Source organism: Terrabacter sp. 05T424, assembly GCF_056396225.1.
Genome location: NZ_JBFTLB010000002.1, coordinates 428,323 through 444,545, shown reverse-complemented (window position 1 = coordinate 444,545; position 16,223 = coordinate 428,323). Strand labels below are relative to the sequence as shown.

Sequence of the window (16,223 nt, the reverse complement as noted above, 5' to 3'; positions counted from 1 at the left end):
CATCCGGGTGTTCCGGTGACGTTAGGCCTGCTTGCGCTGGATCGCAACCCGGGTCTCAGAGCTGTCGGTCGACGCGTCGGGCGCCCGACAATGGCGGCAAAGACGGATACTTCAACCCGGCTAAAGGTTTCTTCAAGTTCTGCGACGGACGATGGCACTGACCTCGCCCTGAGGAGGACGTCATGGAGCTGACCCGTCGACGGATGCTGCTGGGAGCGGGGGCCACAGGGGTGGCCGCCGTGGGAGCGAGCGTGCTGCTCGCCCGAGACGGCGCGAGGGCGCCGAGCCGCGGAGACGGCGAGTTGACCTCCTTCGGCACGGTCGCCCTGCTCGGGTGGTCCCGCCGGTCGCTCGCCGCCTCGGCCGACCATCAGGCCGAGCACGTGCACGGCGCCGCACAGGTCGCCGGGGGCGACGAGCTGGTGCCGAGCGCCGTGCACGGTGCCTGGACCGACGCCATGTCGGTGGACGTCAGCGTGCACAACGGCACCGAGGGTCCGATCGAGCTCTCTCCGGGCCAGTTCCGGGTGCGGGTGGCCGGCGGAACCATGACCGTCAGCCTCTACGGGGCGGACCGTGACGCCGGCCCGGTCCAGGCCGGGGAAACGGCCCGCATACGCATCGACTACCTCGTCCCGCCCGTCGGACTCGGCCTCGGTCTCGAGTTCGCCGATGCCCTCTCCGCCAGCACGATCCAGCTCGGTCGGATCGGGGCGGTGTCATGAGCGCCACGCGTCGCGGCGTGCTCGCCGCGACCGGGGGTGTCACGGCGGTCGCGGCGGTCGCCGCCGCCGGGCTGCTCGGGGCCGAGGCGAGTGCCGGCCAGCCGCCAGTGGCAACCCCGGGGGTCCTCGACCTCTACGTCAACGAGGGCCTCGTTCGCATGGTCGACGACAGCCTCGTCTACATGCGTGGCTTCGGGGCCACGCCGACCGACCTCGCCGCCACCCGCCCCAGCCTGCGCATCAGCCCGCAGGTCTTCCTGGCCGACGGTCGGCTCGTCGCCAGCCGCAGCTACCCGCTCGGCGCCACCCTGCCGCAGGAGGGCCGGCCCGACCCGCTCGCCCCGCACCCACGGCTGCCCGGCGAGTACCTGATCCGGCGCTCGTACTGGGCCAGCTTCTTCCCCGAGCGCACGATCGTCGCGGAGGTCGGAGCCACGGTGCGCCTGCGCGTGCACAACCGGCTCGCCCGGCCGCACGAGCTGCGCATCGACGGTGTCGCCGACACCGGGCCGATCGCCCCGGGCGCCACCGCGACCCTGGCCTTCGCCGCGCCGGGCGCCGGGACGTACGTCTACCACGACCCCGGCGGCGGCAGCGTCGAGCGCATCCTCGGCCTGCACGGGGTCCTCGTCGTCGTGGACCCGAAGCAGCGGTGGCAGCTCTCCGCCGGCGTGGCCGAGTTCGAGCGCCAGTGGGTCTGGATGTGCCAGGACGTCGACCCCGTGTGGGGCGCCCGGGCGCGGGCCGGGCAGGTCATCGACCCTGTGGCCACCCCCCCGGTGCCGCGCTACTTCATGCTCAACGACCGCAGCGGCTTCCGCTCGCTCGCCGTCTCGACCGACGCGGCCGACTCGGTGCGGACGCTCGAGGAGACGCTGCCCTCCGGCTCGACCCGCGAGTTCGACGTGCGCGCCTTCAACGCCGGCCAGGCCGGGCCCACCGTCGGCACCGGCCAGCTGATCCGCCTCGTCAACCTCGGGGCGGTCGTGCACCAGATGCACTTCCACGGCAACCACGTGTGGACACTGCGGCGCAACGGCGCCGACTTCCCGCGGGCCGCCGGTCGTGTCGACGTCGAGGGCCATGCCGAGCTGCAGCAGTGGGAGGACGTCGTCGAGCTCGACCAGATGGAGCGCAAGGAGGTGATGCTGCCGTTGCGTCAACCCCCGGAGGTCCCTGCGCGCACCTGGGCGGCCCGGTCCGAGGACTGGGAGTACCCGATGCACTGCCACGCCGAGCCCTCGCAGACCGCGGCCGGGGGCCTCTACCCGGGCGGGCTCGTGGCGCACTGGACGCTCGCCGCACCCGGGCCACGGGTGTCGCACGCGCACCAGACGTTCCCGAGCCAGGCCGCCTTCGCGTCGAACCAGCCCCACGAGGGCAGCCCGGCGACGCTCTTCCGCGAGACCCCGACCAAGACGTTCCTGCGCAAGTTCTTCAACCGTGGCCTGGTCTTCCCCGACGGGACCCAGCACGAGATGTGGGGCTTCGAGGACGACACGTCCGGTCGGCGCTTCCCGGCGCCCCTGATCCGGGTCACCGAGGGTGACATGGTGCACGTCACCCTCCAGCCCTCGAAGCGCGTGCACACGATCCACCACCACGGCATGGAGCCCGACCCGCGCAACGACGGCGTCGGACACACCTCCTTCGAGGTGAGCGGCAGCTACACCTACCAGTGGCGCCCCGACCTCGGCGTCCCTGCCGACCCCAACAACGGCGCCGCTGGGTTGTACTTCTACCACTGCCACGTCAACACGGTGCTGCACGTGCAGATGGGCATGTTCGGCCCGCTCATCGTCGACCCCATCGTGCACCCCAATTTCCCGCTGGCACCGGGCGCCCGCAGGTCGTTCATCGACGGGCCGCTCTACGACATCGCCACCGAGACCCTGCTCGTCCCGTACGCCGTCGACCCCCGGTGGCACACGTTCGACCACGCTGCCGGGCTCTCCGGCGAGGACGTCGGCCTCAACCGCTTCGAGCCGAAGTTCTTCTACGTCGTCGGCGGACTTCTCAACGGCCCCCGGACGACCACCGACGTGCTGGCCCCGACGCAGCTGCGGGCCAACCTGCCGGGGACCGGGCATCCCACGCTCTTCCGGATGCTCAACGCGAACTACTTCCCCAGCCGGGCCCGCTTCACCGACACGTCGGGCAAGCCCGTCGAGATGGCGGAGCTCATCGCGCACGACGGTCGCGCCTTCCGCGACACGTCACGTCCGGGCCTGCCCAGCCCGCCGGTGCGCGACACGGGCCACCCGCTGACCACCGACGCCATCGCCTTCGGCGCGGCCGAACGCTACGACCTGCTCGTGCACCCGCCGTACAAGGGCACCTTCCTGCTCAACGTCGACTTCACGCACTGGGTCACTGGCAAGGTGCTGGCCACGAGGACGATCCCCGTCATCGCCTCCTGAGCTTCTTGAGCCGCCTGAGCCGCGTGAGCCGCCGGTGGGTCAGGACGGGCCGTCGGCGAGCTCACGCAGGACGTAGGCCTCGACGGGCTCACCCTTGCCCTTGAGGTCGAGCGACCCGAGCGACTCGACGACCGCGCCCGGGAGCAGGGCCAGCGTGTCCGCGGTGACGGCGACGCCACCGACCGGCGCCTGGCCCTCGATGCGCGAGGCGACGTTGACGGCATCCCCGATGACGGTGTGCGTGCGGCCGCCCTGACCGCCGAGCACGCTCACGACCACCTCGCCGCTGTTGATCCCGACCCGGAACCGCGGCCACCCCGGGTGCGCGTCGGCGATGCGCGACGTCTCCCGCTGCAGGTCCAGCCCCGCGTGCGCGGCGCGACGGGCGTGGTCGGGCTGGTCACCGAGGCGGTTGAAGGTCGCCATGATCGCGTCGCCGATGAGCCGGTCGACCGTGCCGCCGTGCCGCCGGACGACGGCCGGGATCGCGACGGAGAAGTACGCGTTGAGCATGTCGGTCACCTCCGCCGGGTCGTGCTCCTCGGAGAAGGTCGTGAAGCCCTTGAGGTCGGCGAAGAGGATCGTCATCTCGCGACGCCCGGCGAGCGTGTCAGCCGTGTAGAGGTCGGCGTAGCGCTCCTCGTGCCACGACTGCTGCGCACCCCACGCGACGAGGACGAACGCCACGAGCATCAGCACGTGCCACTCCCACCACGAGTAGCGCCAGTTCGGGGCGAGCACGATGGCGACCATGGCCTCGGCGAGCAGCACCATCGACGCCGCCATCGCGGCCGGGAGCAGGCCCCCGCGACGCACCCACAGGCGTACGTAGGTGACCGCCGCGATCGCGTAGAGCACGACCGCGACGACCGCTACCGCGACCATCACCGGCGCCGTCGGCGCAAGGCCCGGACCGGTGCCGAACGGCGGGAGCCGCAACAACGAGAGGGCTCCCCACGCAACCATGACGACCAGGAGGACCACGCGCAGCTGCCGCGCCCGCCGCATGGCAGCGGCAGCCTGAGTGGCGTCGACGTCGCGCACCGACGCGACCGCGAAGAGGGAACCGACCGCGATGCCGACCGGGGTGGCCACGTTGAAGCCGGCGGACGCGGTCTCGAGGAGCATGTGCGGCGTCGCGAGGGCGTGCAGGCCGAGGAAGCCGGCCGACGAGAGGAAGGCGAGCGAGACGTACATGACGCGCACGTCGCCGCGACGCACTGCCGCAGCGCCCGTGCCGTATGCCGTCACCGCGCTGAGCACGGCCGCGCCGAGCACCAGCCAGAAGTGCGTCGAGTCGTGCTGCCACTGGTGGTCCAGCCCCTCCGAGGTCCGCAGCACGCCGAGACCGATGAGCGGCAGCGTGAGGACGGCGGCGCCGATGACGACGCGGCGACGCGACCGCGTCTCGGTGTGGCTCGTGCCGGCCGGGGTCGGTGTGCTCTGCCGGCCGGCGGCCTGCTCAGCCACGGCCCTCGGCCTCCGTGAGCGCGAGGTACTGGTGCACCTCCGACACGACGACAGATCCCTCGCCCACGGCCGAGGCGACGCGCTTGACGGAGCCCGAGCGCACGTCACCGACGGCGAAGAGGCCCGGCAGCGAGGTCTCGTGCGCGCAGGGCGGCCGCTCGAGCGTCCATGCCCCCAGCTCGCGCACCTCGGCGCCGGTGGGCAGGAAGCCCCAACGATCGCGCACGACCGACTCCGGCAGCCACGAGGTATGCGGCTGTGCACCGATCATCACGAAGAGGCCGTCGGCCGGCAGGGACCGCCGCTCACCGGAGGTCCGGTCGGCGAGGACCACCTCGGAGAGCCAGCCGTCGCCGCTGCCGTCGACGACCTCGGCATCGGGCACGACCGTGATCGTCGGCGAGGCCTCGATCTCGTCGATGAGGTAGCGCGACATCGTCGAGCTCAGGTCAGGGGTGCGGATCACGATGGTCACGTCGGCGGCATACCGCTGCAGGTGCAGGGCCGCCTGCCCGGCCGAGTTGCCCCCACCGACGATGACGGTGTGGGCGCCGGCGAGCCCGTGGGCCTCGGAGACGTTGGCGCCGTAGTAGACCCCCGACCCGACCAACGCCTCGAGCGCGGGCACACCGAGCCGGCGGTAGGCGACACCGGTGGCGAGCAGCACGGCGCGGGCGCGCAGCTCGCCGACGTCCGAGATCGTGGCCCGGAACCGGGGGACGCCTCCCGTGTCGCCCGGACCGCGGTCCGGCTCGACCGCGGTCACCCGCCGGGTCAGCACGAAGCGGGCGCCGAACACCCACGCCTGCTGGAAGCCGCGCTGGGCGAGCTCGGCGCCGGACAAACCTCGTGAGAAGCCGAGGTAGTTGCGGATGAGCGAGCTCGTTCCGGCCTGGCCGCCGAGTGCCTGCTCCTCGACGCAGACGACCGACAGCCCCTCCGACGAGCCGTAGACGGCAGCCGCGAGACCTGCTGGTCCGGCGCCGACGACGAGCAGGTCGACGTCACGCACCTCGTCTGCGCCGTCGTCGCCACCGCCGAGGTCGGTGTTGATGCCCCAGGCCCGGCAGATCTCGACGTCGGTCGGGTCGAGCAGCACGCGCCCGCCGAGTGCCGCGAGCCAGATGACGAGCGGACCCTCGTCGCTCGTCGGGTCCGGTGCGTCGATGGACTGGAGCACGGCCACCGCTTCGGGCGCGCCGCGGTCGAGGTACGCGTGCGGGATCCCGTTGCGGGTCAACAGGCTTCGCACGGCGTGGCCGCGGGGGTCGCGGGCGCCACCCACGACCACGACCTCGCGCCGTCGGTTCTCGACCGTGCGTGACCAGACCTGCACGAACTCCGAGACGGTGCGGCAGAACAGCTCGTCGGGCGAGCTCCACGGCTCGAGCACGTAGTAGTTGATGTCGCCGTGCGACATGCCGCGCAGGATCTCGGCCGCCGTACGCCGGTCGGCCCAGGCGCCCCACGGCACGAGGAGCGTGCGGGCGGCGTCGGGGTGCAGGGTGCGCACCGACCTGAGCAGCTCGGCCCCGCTGATCCCGGGCAGCCACGGGTCGGCGAGGACGAGCGCCACCGGGTCCCCGCGCTCGGCCGCGAGCCGCAGCTGCTCGAGCGCCACGGTGCTGTCGAACTCACCACGCACGCGGAAGTCCGCGCCGAAGCGCCGGGCGAGCTCGCCCTCGGTACGGGCGAGCGCGTCGAGGTCGGAGTCCACGACGAGGAGAAGAGGACGGGCCACGGGGCACCCCTCGGGTTGCAGGGCAGGACGGTGTGACTGCTGCGACCACCCCGCTTCCGACGGTAGGACGACCGGGGCGCGCTCGGGGCCGAACGACCGTTCCCGTCGACTCCGGACGACGATGGGCGAGGATGGTGCGCATGGCAGCACTCGGCACCGGAGCCTCGCCCGCCCCCGCGGCGTACGACGTCGACCGCATCCGTTGGCACTTCCCGGCCCTGCGCGAGGGGGCGGCCCACTTCGACGGCCCGGGCGGGTCGCAGGTGCCCGACTCCGTGGCCAGCACCGTCGTCGAGACCATGACGTCGGCCATGTCGAACCGCGGCACCGTGACCGCGGCCGAGCGCCGCGCCGACCGCATCGTCGTCGCCGCGCGCGCCGCGATGGGCGACCTGCTGGCCGTCGACCCGGCCGGGGTCGTCTTCGGCCGCTCGGCGACCGAGCTGACCTTCCACCTCGCCCGGACGATCTCGCAAGACTGGGGCCCCGGCGACGAGGTCGTCGTCAGCCGGCTCGACCACGACGCGAACGTGCGGCCGTGGGTGCTGGCGGCCGAGGCGAGGGGCGCGACCGTCCGATGGGTCGAGTTCGACACTGCGACAGGCGAGCTCGACCCTGCTGGTGTCGAAGCCGTCGTCAGCGAGCGCACCCGGCTCGTCGCTGTCACCGCTGCCTCGAACCTCATCGGCACCCGCCCCGACCTGCCCGCCATCGCCGCGGTGGCGCACGAGGCCGGCGCCCTTTTCTGGGTCGACGGGGTGCACGCCGCGGCCCACGTGAGCACCGACGTCGCCGCCAGCGGCGCCGACTTCTGGGTGTGCTCGCCCTACAAGTTCCTGGGGCCGCACCTCGGTGTGCTCGCCGCGTCGCCCGCCCTGCTCGAGACCCTGCACCCGGCCAAGCTCGTGCCGTCGTCCGACGCCGTGCCCGAGCGGTTCGAGCTCGGCACGCTGCCCTACGAGCTGCTCGCCGGCACGACCGCCGCCGTCGACTTCCTCGCCGACCTGGCCCAGCCCGACACCTCGGCCCCGCGGCGCGACCGGCTCGTCACGTCCTTCGCCGCGCTCGAGCAGCACGAGGACGCCCTCCTCGCCGGGCTGGAGGCGCGGCTGCGTGCGATCCCGGGCCTGACGGCATACAGCAACGCGAAGCGCCGCACCCCGACGCTGCTCGTCAACGTCGAGGGCCACGACCCGCAGGACCTGCGGGCGAAGCTGGCCGAGCGGGGCGTCAACGCGCCGGCGGGCAGCTTCTACGCGTGGGAGTGCAGCCACCACCTCGGGCTCGGCGCCGCGGGTGGGCTGCGGATGGGGCTCGCGCCCTACACGAACGCCGATGACGTCGACCGCCTGGCGACGGGGCTCGAGGAGATCTGCGGGGCCGCGTCATGAGCCGGCCCGTCCCGCTCACGCACGGGCCGGGGCAGGAGTCCGTGTGGGACTACCCGCGCCCGCCCGCGGTCGAGCCGACCGGCGAGCTCGTCGAGGTGCTGCTCGGCGGCGAGGTCGTCGCCTCGACGCGCTCGGCCCTGCGGCTGCTGGAGACGAGCCACCCGCCGACCTACTACCTGGCCCGCGACGCCTTCACCGACGGCGTGCTCGCTCCGGTCGAGGGCCACACGCACTGCGAGTGGAAGGGGCAGGCGTCCTACTTCGACGTCGTCTCCGGGGGTCGACGAGCGTCCCGTGCCGCCTGGCACTACCCGGACCCCGTGCCCGCGTATGCCGTCCTGCTCGGTCACGTGGCCGTCATGCCCGGCCTCGTCGACGAGTGCCGCGTCGACGGCGAGCGGGTGCGCCCGCAGGAGGGTGGCTTCTACGGCGGCTGGGTCACCGACCGCGTCGTCGGGCCCTTCAAGGGCATCCCGGGCTCCTGGGGCTGGTGACGCACCCCCCTGCATCGAGTGCCCACTTTCCGACGCCCACCCCCGGTCGAGTGCTCAGTTCCCGACGCCCACCCCCGGTCGAGTGCTCAGTTCCCGACGCCCACCCCCCGGTCGAGTGCTCAGTTCCCGACGCCCACCCCCCGGTCGAGTGCTCAGTTCCCGACGTCGGGAGGTGGGCACTCGACGTGCAGGGCGCGTCAGGACGTCGGCACTCGACGTAGAGGGGGCGGCGTCTCAGCGGGGGAGCTCGTGGATGCGAGCGTCGACGATGTCGCCGTCGCGCAGGTCGAGCACGGCGTAGGTCCCGGCCGGCTGACGGCGACGGTCGGTGGGCGAACCGGGGTTGAGGATGCGCAGGCCGTCACCCGTCTCGTCGAGCGGGATGTGCGAGTGGCCGAAGACGACGAGGTCGGCCGCCGGGAACGCGGCCCGCAACCGAGCAGCCCGCCCTTGCTTCTGGCCGCTGTCGTGGATCATCCCAATGCGTACGCCGCCGAGCTCGACCTCCAGGGTCTCGGGCGCACCCCACTCGCCAACCTCGGGAACGTCGTTGTTGCCCATGACGACGTGGACCGGCGCGTGCGTCGCCAGCAGGTCGAGCACGTCGGGCGTGCACACGTCACCGGCGTGCAGGATGACGTCGGCGCGCTCGAGCTCGGGCAGCAGCGCGGGCGGGCAGCCCTTCCACCGACGCGGACTGTGCGTGTCGGAGACGACGAGCACCCTCATCTGCCGACGCGCTCCAGCACCTCGCGCACGACCCCGTCGACGAGCTCGACCTTGTAGCCCGTCTCGGGCAGCGGGCGAGCACCCTCCGTCGCCGCAGTCGCAGCGGCGGTGATCGCGGCGTCGTCCAACACCGAACCGATGATGAGTCCCTCGGCAGCCTTGAGCCGCAACGGAGTCGGCGCGACACCGCCGATTGCGAGCCCACACTCGGTGACCCGGCCGTCGCCGTCGCGCACGACACGACAGACCGCCTCGACGAGCGGCCACTCCGCCTCGAAGCGGCTGATGGCACGGAAGTACGCCGCTTGCTCACCGGGCACCGGCGCTGGCAGCACGACCCGGGTCAGCACCTCGTCGTCGGCGAGCAGGTGGTCACGGCTGGGGTCGGACCCGTCGCCGAGGAGGTCACCGACAGCGAGACCGTCACGGTGCGTCGTGTCGACGGTGGCGGCATACGTGAGCAGTGCCATCGCGAGGGACGACGGGTGCGGGTGGACGGTCGGCGCGGTGTCGAAGACGTTGCCGTAGAGGTGGCGTCCCTCGCGCGCCGGGCAGCCGTCGCCGCCCGACTTGAAGCACGACGTGTGCGGGTGCCGGAAGTACCAGCACCGCGTGCGCTGGAGCAGGTTGCCGCCGATCGTCGCCATCGCCCGCACCTGCGGCGTGGCGAGGCCGGCCGCGGTGAGCGCGAGCGCCGGGTAGTCGTCGGCGAGCTCGCGCGCAACCGTCGCGACCGTGGTGCCGGCGCCGATCCTCGTGCCGGTGGCGTCACGCTCGATGCCTGCGAACCCGGGGATGCCGGTGAGGTCGAGCACGTGCGGCGTCGCGCCGGTCGTGCGCAGTCGCTCCTGCAGGTCGGTGCCGCCCGCACGGTAGACGAAGTCGCTTGTGCCATCGGGTCGCTCCCCGTATGCCGTGAGGATCGTGACGCTCATCGCGCCACCCCCGTCCGGAGGCCTTCGAGCACTCGGTCGGGGCGGACGGGAAGGGTCAGCGGCCGCCAGCCGGTCGCGTTGAAGATCGCGTTGCCCACCGAGGCGGCCGGGCTGATCGTCGCCACCTCGCCGAGGCCCACGCCACCGCCAGGCACCCGGTCCCAGCCGTCCTCGTGGAAGTGGATGTCGATCTCCGGGGTGTCTCCGAGCTGGGGGATGCGGTAGTCCTCGAGGTTGGCGGTCAGGGTGAGACCCGTGTGGGGGTCGAGCACCTGGTTCTCGTAGAGGGCGAGGCCGATGCCCTGGATGACGGAACCTTCGCACTGGCTGCGGGCGAGCACGGGGGCGTGGATGCGGCCGACGGCGATGCCGCCGTGGACGCGCAGCACGCGCGTCTTGCCGGTGCGGGTGTCGACCTCGACCTCGCTGATGTGGACAGCGGCCGAGAAGCCACGACCGATCTGGATGCCGTTCATCGTGATCGGGACGGCGCGCATGCCGCGGTCGCCGCCGCGCTTCGCCGAGGCGGAGGCGCCGTCGGGGACGGCCGCGAGGTCGCCACCCACCCGGTCGCGCAGGGCCGTCGCGGCCTCGAGGGCGGCCGACCAGAGCGAGACGGTCGTGCGGCTGCCGCCCGAGGCGGGGCCATGCGGCGTGCCCGCGTGCGAGCGCCCGAGACGCACCTCCACGTCGGTGGGGTCGACGCCGAAGACGCCGGCCACGGCGCGCGCGACGACGGTGCGGCTGCCGGTGCCCATGTCCTGGCTGGCGGTCGACGCCGCGAGGCGTCCGTCGGCGACGGACACGACGACCTCGCAGTCGGGGTCGACGAGGTAGATCCAGTTGCCCGTAGCCACGCCGACGCCGCGCCGGAACCGCCCCGACCCGGTGCCGGTCACCGGCCGCTGCTGCCACGTGGGCAGCGCACTCGCCCAGCGGTAGAGGGCCTGGCGCTTCTGGTTGCCGTCCCACTGCGCGCGGAGCCCGATCGGGTCGCGTCTGGTGCGGTGCGCGACCTCGTCGACCGTCTGCTCCAGCGCCCACGCGCTGGTCGGACCGCCCGGACCACGGAAGGGCGCGCCCGGCGGAGCGTTGGTGACGACGTCGACGTCGCGCGCGAGCCGGGGGGTGCGGTCGTACATCAGCATCGCGAGCGCCGCGACGCTGTTGCCGATGGCCACCCCGGCGTGGCTCTCGGTGTCGACGGTCAGGGCCTTGACCGCCTGGGATCGGTCGTCGACGAGGAGCGAGACGCGGGTGCGGCTGCCCGGCCGGTTGCCCGTGGCCGTGAGCTCCTCGTGCCGGTCGAGGACGAGCTTGACCGGGCGGCGCGCGATGCGGCTGAGCGAGATGGCGCCGACGGCCTCCATGGTGAGGCTGAGCTTCGCCCCGAACCCACCGCCGACGTACTCCGCGACGACCTCCACCTCGGCCGGGTCGAGGTCGAAGTGTCCGGCGATCTCGTTTCGCATGAGGTCGACGCCCTGGGTGCTGAGCCACACCCGCAGGTGCTGCGGGTCGCTCCAGTCGGCGACGCAGGCGTGCGGCTCGAACGCGGTGTGCACCTGCACGCCGGTGCGCAGCTCGAGCTCGACGAGGCCGGTGGGACCGCTCCCGCCGGGGGCTGCGCTCTGGCCTGAACGTGCTGACGCGATGCGCCGTTTGGCCACGGTGCCGAGGAACGGCGTACGCGCTGGGCCGTGCCGGTTGCCGTCCCACGGTGCCGGCATCGACCCGCCCTCGCCGGCGCTGGGAGCACTCTTGCGGTCGGCGCGGGTCGCGTAGACGAGCGGGGCCCCCGGGCACACCGCCTCGCTTGGGTCGATGACGAAGGGCTGCTGCGTCACCTTGACCTCGAGCTCGCGGGCGATCCGGCGCGCCTCGCCCGGCGACTGGGCCGCGACGACGGCGATCGGCTGGCCGGCCCAGCGCACCCGCCGGTCTCCGGAGCCCTCCTGGGCGAGCAGGTCGACGCCGACGACGCCTGCGGGGAACGTGATCGGCCCGACGATGCCGGCGGCCACGTCGGAGCGACGGAAGGCGGCGTGCATCATGCCGGGGAGGCTGACGTCGGTCGTGTAGACGGCGGCGCCGGTGACCTTGGCCGGTGCGTCGACGCGTTCGACCGTGCCGGCGCCGTCGTCGTGCTCACCCCGGCAGGCGGCTGCGACAGCGCGGAAGATGCCCTCGTAGGCGCCGCACCGGCAGAGGTGCCCGGCCAGCGCGTCGGCGATGGTCTGGCGGTCCGGCTCGTCGGTGCCGTGGTCGGTGCGCCACCGGTCGTGGAAGGCAACGGCATCGACGATGAATCCCGGTGTGCAGTAACCACATTGGAGCCCATCGTGGTGCATGAACGCTCGCTGGACCGGGTGCAGGTCGTCACCGTCTGCGATGCCCTCCACCGTGGTGACGGCGGCGTCGCGCAGCCGGGTGGCCGGGGTGAGGCAGCCGAGCACGGGCTCGCCGTCGACGACCATCGTGCACGCCCCGCACACGCCGCTGCCGCAGACGAGCTTCGTTCCGGTCAGGCCGAGTCGGTCGCGCACGACCTCGACCGCCGCCTCGGTGCCGTCGACCTCGACGACCCGTGGCTCGTCGTTGACCGTGGTGGTGAACTCCATGAGGCCTCCTCCGGCTGCGTCTCGGCAGAACGGCTCGAGACGGTCCAGTGCGACGCTACCTCTGCACCCGCGCCGGGCGCGATGATGTCGTCGAGGGCTCGGAACGCGTGCCCGACGACGAGGAGGCGCGGCCATGCGCATCGCGGTGCTGGGCACGGGTGGGATCGGCGGATACTTCGGTGGGCGTCTGGCGGCGGCCGGCCACGACGTCACGTTCGTCGCGCGGGGTCCGCACCTCGCGGCGATCCGTGACCACGGCCTCCAGGTGGCGAGCGTCGCCGGCGACTTCACCGTGCACCCGGCGAGCGCCACGGACGACCCGACGACGGTCGGGGAGGTCGACGCGGTGCTGCTGGCCGTCAAGACGTGGCAGCTGCCGCCGGTGCTCGAGACGCTGCCCTCGCTGGTCGGTCCCGCCACCGCGGTGGTCACGACGCAGAACGGCGTCGAGGCACCCGGACAGGTCGCCACCGTGGTCGGGCGCGGCACCGTGCTGCCGGGCATCGCAAAGATCTTCGCCTTCATCGACGGTCCCGGCAGGATCACCCACGCCGGCGGTCCGGCGTCGCTGGCCTTCGACGAGTGGGAGCCTCCTGCCGGCGGGCCCTCGCAGCGGGTGGGCCGCCTCCGTGACGCCGTCTCGGCCTCGGGTGCGGTGTCACCGGTGCCCGACGACATCTGGGCCGAGCTCTGGTCGAAGATGCTCTTCGTCGTGCCCTTCGGCGGTCTCGGTGCAGCCCTCGCCGCCACTCTGGGCGAGATGCGCAGCGACCCGGCGCGGCGCCGGCTGCTGCGCGATGCGATGCGTGAGGTCGAGGTGCTTGCCCGGGCACGCGGCATACGGCTCCCGGAGAAGGTCGTCGACGGCACGATGGCGTTCGTCGACGACCAGCCGCCCGACGCCACCACCTCCCTGCAGCGCGACCTCCTCGAGGGCCGGCCGTCAGAGCTGGACGCCTGGACGGGCGCGGTGGTGCGCCTCGCGGCCGAGTCGGGTGTGGAGGTGCCGCTGCACCGGCTCCTGCTCGAGGTGCTGACCAGTCGGCACCCCGACGCGCTGCCCGGCTGAGGGCCGGCCTGCTGACGGCCGGGCTGCTGGCAGCCGGCGGGCGGGCACCCGGCGCAGCGCTCAGAGGTCGGGGCGGCAGACGCCGCGACCCAGGATCGCGAGGCCCCGACGGTCACCGTCGGCGGGGCCCTCGACGTCACCACCCGACTCGGACATCAGCTGCGAGCCGTCGGCGACGTGGTTGAGCCCGATCACGTGACCGACCTCGTGCTCGATCACCGCGCGCGCCGAGTCGCGGCGCCCGTTACGGAGCAGTTCGGTCATCGCGTCACGGTCGAGCCACACCGACCCGGAGACGTACACGAGGACCCCGTCCCCGGCCGCGCGTGGCGTGCTGCCGCCGAGACCGATGGTGCGCCCGGCGAGCCGCGGGATCTGGTCGGGCGTCGCGAAGGAGATGAACACCGGCGCCCAGCGGTCGCCGTAGCGGTCGGGCTGGTAGGGGTCGCGGTCGGGCGTCGGCGACTCGTCGGTCAGACCGTCGTCGACGAAGCGCAGCCCGCTCGCCGCCGACATCGTCGCCACGGCCTCGCGCACGAGCGCGTCCCCACCTTCGGGCAGGCCGACCGTGCTCGTCGTGAAGTGGATCGGGCGACACGGGTCGTACGCGACCGGCTCGGTGCCGTCGGCCTGCATCCGCATGAAGGTGTAGCCGCCACGACCGCCCGGTGTCGCCGGTGGAGAGCCCAGCGGGGCCTGCGCGGCGCCGATGCCAGCAGGCGGCGCGTCGGCGCCGAGCCCGAGGCGCGAGTCGAACGGTCGCGCCTGCCACAGCCAGACCGGGAGCGCCCCCATGAGCAGGGCGACCGCCACGATGCCCCACCAGCGCGGCCTGCACAGCCTGCCTCGCCAGCCGGTCTGCGCCCGGTGGCGGCCGGGCCGCCGGGCAGCGCGGATCACGGACCCCTGAACCATGTCCTGCATGCTGCCCTCAACCACCTGTCCTGTCGCCCCGAGACCCGTCCACCCCCGAGATCTGGTGGCAGTCGGCGACCTTGCACGTACCCGCTCGACGCCCCCCTCAGGCGCTCACACGTGCGTGGGCTAGGTTCGGCGCTCGTGAACTGGTTCGAGGCAGTGCATGACCGGGTGGTGCCGGTCACCGGCGACGTCGCCCTCGCGGCGCCGCGTCTCGTGATCGTGCTCGCGGTCGCCCTGGTGCTCATCGTCGTCGAGCCCCTCTGGCGGGTGATGCGTCTTGCGGTGACCCTCGTCCACGAGCTCGGCCACGCCGTCGTCGGCGTGCTCGTCGGGCGACAGTTCACCGGCTTCGTGCTCCGCGGAGACATGTCCGGGCACGCCGTCACCCGCGGTCCTGTACGCGGCCCCGGCCGGGTCGCGTCGACGTGGGCCGGCTACCCGATGCCCGCGGTGCTCGGCGCCGCGATGGTCTGGGGAGCCGGACGCGGCTGGTCGGCACCCATGATCACCGCCGGCCTCGCCGTCCTGCTCTTCGCTCTTGTGCGGGTGCGCTCGGCGCTCACCGTGGTGGTCATGATCGTGGCCATCGTCGGCTCCGCTGCGTTGTGGTGGTGGCGCGACGACAGCCTCCAGCCGCAGGTCCTCGTCGGTCTCGGCGTCGTTCTGCTCGTCGGGGCCTGGCGTCATCTCGGCGCCGTGCTCAAGGACCGCAGCCGCGGCAGCGACCCGGGCGTCCTCGCCTCGCTGACCCGCCTGCCCCGCGTCCTCTGGAGCGGATCCTTCGTCGTCGTGTGCGGCCTGGCGACGTGGGTCGTCGTCGCCGAGATGGTCGCCACCCTCGCCTGAGCAGTCCCCACCCCGTCGGAAACTGAGCACTCGACGGGTGGGGGCCCGTCGGAAACTGAGCACTCGACGGGTGGGGGCCCGTCGGAAACTGAGCACTCGACGGGTGGGGGCCCGTCGGAAACTGAGCATTCGACCTAGACCCGCGGTCGAGTGCTCACTTCTCGACGCACAGTTCTCGTCGAGTGCTCAGTTTCCGACGGGTCAGTTGAGGCTGAACGGCGGGACTGCGGGTGGAGCGACGGCCCCGAGCGCTGCGGCGAACTCGCTCTCACGACGAACCAGGTGCAGGCCCAGCCGCAGGCGCGACTCGGTGTCCACGCACTCGAGCAGTCGCTGGCGGTCGGCCACGTCGAGGCTGACGGAGTCCGGCACGGCATACGCAAGGGTGCGCGGGTCGGCCGGCAGCTCGGCCGGCTCGGGCTCCCTGCCGAGCGACGCAGCGAAGGCCACGAGCTCGGCCCGCAACGCCGTGGCGAGCCCCGCGACGGTCGATGCGTCACCGTCGGGCTCGGTCAGCCAGGTGACGCGAGCCGTCGCGTACGGTGTCCCGGCCGTGTCGTCGATGGCGTCGAGGTGGAAGCGGTCGGTGCCCTCGGAGACGACGAAGAAGCGCTCCCCCTCCAGCGCGGCCGCCTGGGTCAGCAGGGCGCCGCATCCGACGGGGTGGAGGGCCTTGACCGCATCGTCACCCACCTCGTAGCCCTCGCGGATCGCGACGACCCCGAAGACGGGCGGCCGCTCGTCCTGGCCGTCGAGCAGGTCGTGGAGGAGCTTCACGTAGCGCGGCTCGAAGATCTGCAGCGGCAGTCGCGCCCCGGGCATGAGCACCGTGGCCAGCGGGAAGATCGCCAGAGTCGCCAT

13 protein-coding genes are annotated in these 16,223 nt (G+C 73.0%); 6 read left to right on the top strand and 7 right to left on the bottom strand.

The annotated features are described in order from the left end of the window. Positions 1 to 182 precede the first annotated feature (182 nt). Entirely contained in the window at positions 183 to 725 is a 543-nt protein-coding gene (locus AC1DE0_RS07100) for a hypothetical protein (RefSeq protein WP_478098619.1), read from the top strand. Beyond that, a complete protein-coding gene (locus AC1DE0_RS07095; RefSeq protein WP_478098617.1) occupies positions 722 to 3,145 on the top strand; it encodes a multicopper oxidase domain-containing protein in 2,424 nt (807 codons plus the stop codon). The genes AC1DE0_RS07100 and AC1DE0_RS07095 overlap by 4 nt, the downstream gene beginning before the upstream one ends. Positions 3,146 to 3,184: 39 nt before the next feature. On the opposite strand, the gene AC1DE0_RS07090 is transcribed toward AC1DE0_RS07095, so the two are convergent. Beyond that, the gene (locus tag AC1DE0_RS07090) at positions 3,185 to 4,615 is read right to left on the bottom strand and encodes an adenylate/guanylate cyclase domain-containing protein (RefSeq protein WP_478098615.1); all 1,431 of its coding nucleotides are present in this window, start codon (positions 4,613 to 4,615) and stop codon (positions 3,185 to 3,187) included. Continuing rightward, on the bottom strand, positions 4,608 to 6,356 hold the full coding sequence (locus tag AC1DE0_RS07085) for an NAD(P)/FAD-dependent oxidoreductase (RefSeq protein WP_478098613.1): 1,749 nt from the start codon (positions 6,354 to 6,356) through the stop codon (positions 4,608 to 4,610). The genes AC1DE0_RS07090 and AC1DE0_RS07085 overlap by 8 nt, the downstream gene beginning before the upstream one ends. 140 nt (positions 6,357 to 6,496) lie before the next feature. On the opposite strand from AC1DE0_RS07085, the gene AC1DE0_RS07080 reads away from it, so the two are divergent. Both AC1DE0_RS07080 and AC1DE0_RS07075 read left to right on the top strand, forming a co-directional pair. Continuing rightward, positions 6,497 to 7,747: a cysteine desulfurase-like protein gene (locus AC1DE0_RS07080; RefSeq protein WP_478098611.1), complete on the top strand. Its 1,251-nt coding sequence runs from the start codon at positions 6,497 to 6,499 to the stop codon at positions 7,745 to 7,747. Further along, positions 7,744 to 8,241 carry a DUF427 domain-containing protein gene (locus tag AC1DE0_RS07075; RefSeq protein WP_478098609.1) on the top strand — a complete coding sequence of 166 codons (498 nt, stop codon included), beginning with the start codon at positions 7,744 to 7,746 and terminating at the stop codon, positions 8,239 to 8,241. Before AC1DE0_RS07080 ends, AC1DE0_RS07075 begins: the two co-directional genes overlap by 4 nt. A gap of 234 nt (positions 8,242 to 8,475) precedes the next feature. Here the strand turns inward: AC1DE0_RS07075 and AC1DE0_RS07070 are convergent, their stop codons facing one another. Genes AC1DE0_RS07070 through AC1DE0_RS07060 form a run of 3 tightly spaced genes read right to left on the bottom strand, consistent with a single transcriptional unit; the run spans position 8,476 to position 12,526 of the window. Next, the gene (locus AC1DE0_RS07070) at positions 8,476 to 8,970 is read right to left on the bottom strand and encodes a metallophosphoesterase family protein (protein WP_478098607.1); all 495 of its coding nucleotides are present in this window, start codon (positions 8,968 to 8,970) and stop codon (positions 8,476 to 8,478) included. Continuing rightward, complete coding sequence (locus AC1DE0_RS07065; RefSeq protein WP_478098605.1) at positions 8,967 to 9,905, bottom strand: FAD binding domain-containing protein; 939 nt, start codon at positions 9,903 to 9,905, stop codon at positions 8,967 to 8,969. The genes AC1DE0_RS07070 and AC1DE0_RS07065 overlap by 4 nt, the downstream gene beginning before the upstream one ends. Further along, a complete protein-coding gene (locus AC1DE0_RS07060) occupies positions 9,902 to 12,526 on the bottom strand; it encodes a molybdopterin-dependent oxidoreductase (RefSeq protein WP_478098603.1) in 2,625 nt (874 codons plus the stop codon). The genes AC1DE0_RS07065 and AC1DE0_RS07060 overlap by 4 nt, the downstream gene beginning before the upstream one ends. A gap of 133 nt (positions 12,527 to 12,659) precedes the next feature. Here AC1DE0_RS07060 and AC1DE0_RS07055 point away from each other — a divergent pair, with 133 nt between their 5' ends. After that, positions 12,660 to 13,595, top strand: coding sequence for a 2-dehydropantoate 2-reductase (locus tag AC1DE0_RS07055; RefSeq protein WP_478098601.1), 936 nt, complete (start codon positions 12,660 to 12,662; stop codon positions 13,593 to 13,595). Between the two features lie 60 nt (positions 13,596 to 13,655). Here the strand turns inward: AC1DE0_RS07055 and AC1DE0_RS07050 are convergent, their stop codons facing one another. After that, on the bottom strand, positions 13,656 to 14,510 hold the full coding sequence (locus tag AC1DE0_RS07050) for a zinc metalloprotease (protein ID WP_478098599.1): 855 nt from the start codon (positions 14,508 to 14,510) through the stop codon (positions 13,656 to 13,658). Positions 14,511 to 14,654: 144 nt separating this feature from the next. Here AC1DE0_RS07050 and AC1DE0_RS07045 point away from each other — a divergent pair, with 144 nt between their 5' ends. Beyond that, complete coding sequence (locus AC1DE0_RS07045; protein ID WP_478098597.1) at positions 14,655 to 15,362, top strand: M50 family metallopeptidase; 708 nt, start codon at positions 14,655 to 14,657, stop codon at positions 15,360 to 15,362. 201 nt (positions 15,363 to 15,563) lie between these two features. Here AC1DE0_RS07045 and AC1DE0_RS07040 read toward each other — a convergent pair whose 3' ends face one another. After that, positions 15,564 to 16,223, bottom strand: a complete 660-nt coding sequence (locus AC1DE0_RS07040; RefSeq protein ID WP_478098595.1) for an LON peptidase substrate-binding domain-containing protein — start codon at positions 16,221 to 16,223, stop codon at positions 15,564 to 15,566.

Coding starts and splice junctions, on each gene's coding strand:
- AC1DE0_RS07065 (WP_478098605.1), bottom strand. CDS start 9,905: ATGAGCGTCACGATCCTCACGGCATACGGGGAGCGACCCGATGGCACA.
- AC1DE0_RS07080 (WP_478098611.1), top strand. CDS start 6,497: ATGGCAGCACTCGGCACCGGAGCCTCGCCCGCCCCCGCGGCGTACGAC.
- AC1DE0_RS07050 (WP_478098599.1), bottom strand. CDS start 14,510: ATGGTTCAGGGGTCCGTGATCCGCGCTGCCCGGCGGCCCGGCCGCCAC.
- AC1DE0_RS07055 (WP_478098601.1), top strand. CDS start 12,660: ATGCGCATCGCGGTGCTGGGCACGGGTGGGATCGGCGGATACTTCGGT.
- AC1DE0_RS07075 (WP_478098609.1), top strand. CDS start 7,744: ATGAGCCGGCCCGTCCCGCTCACGCACGGGCCGGGGCAGGAGTCCGTG.
- AC1DE0_RS07070 (WP_478098607.1), bottom strand. CDS start 8,970: ATGAGGGTGCTCGTCGTCTCCGACACGCACAGTCCGCGTCGGTGGAAG.
- AC1DE0_RS07040 (WP_478098595.1), bottom strand. CDS start 16,223: ATGGCGACTCTGGCGATCTTCCCGCTGGCCACGGTGCTCATGCCCGGG.
- AC1DE0_RS07060 (WP_478098603.1), bottom strand. CDS start 12,526: ATGGAGTTCACCACCACGGTCAACGACGAGCCACGGGTCGTCGAGGTC.
- AC1DE0_RS07100 (WP_478098619.1), top strand. CDS start 183: ATGGAGCTGACCCGTCGACGGATGCTGCTGGGAGCGGGGGCCACAGGG.
- AC1DE0_RS07095 (WP_478098617.1), top strand. CDS start 722: ATGAGCGCCACGCGTCGCGGCGTGCTCGCCGCGACCGGGGGTGTCACG.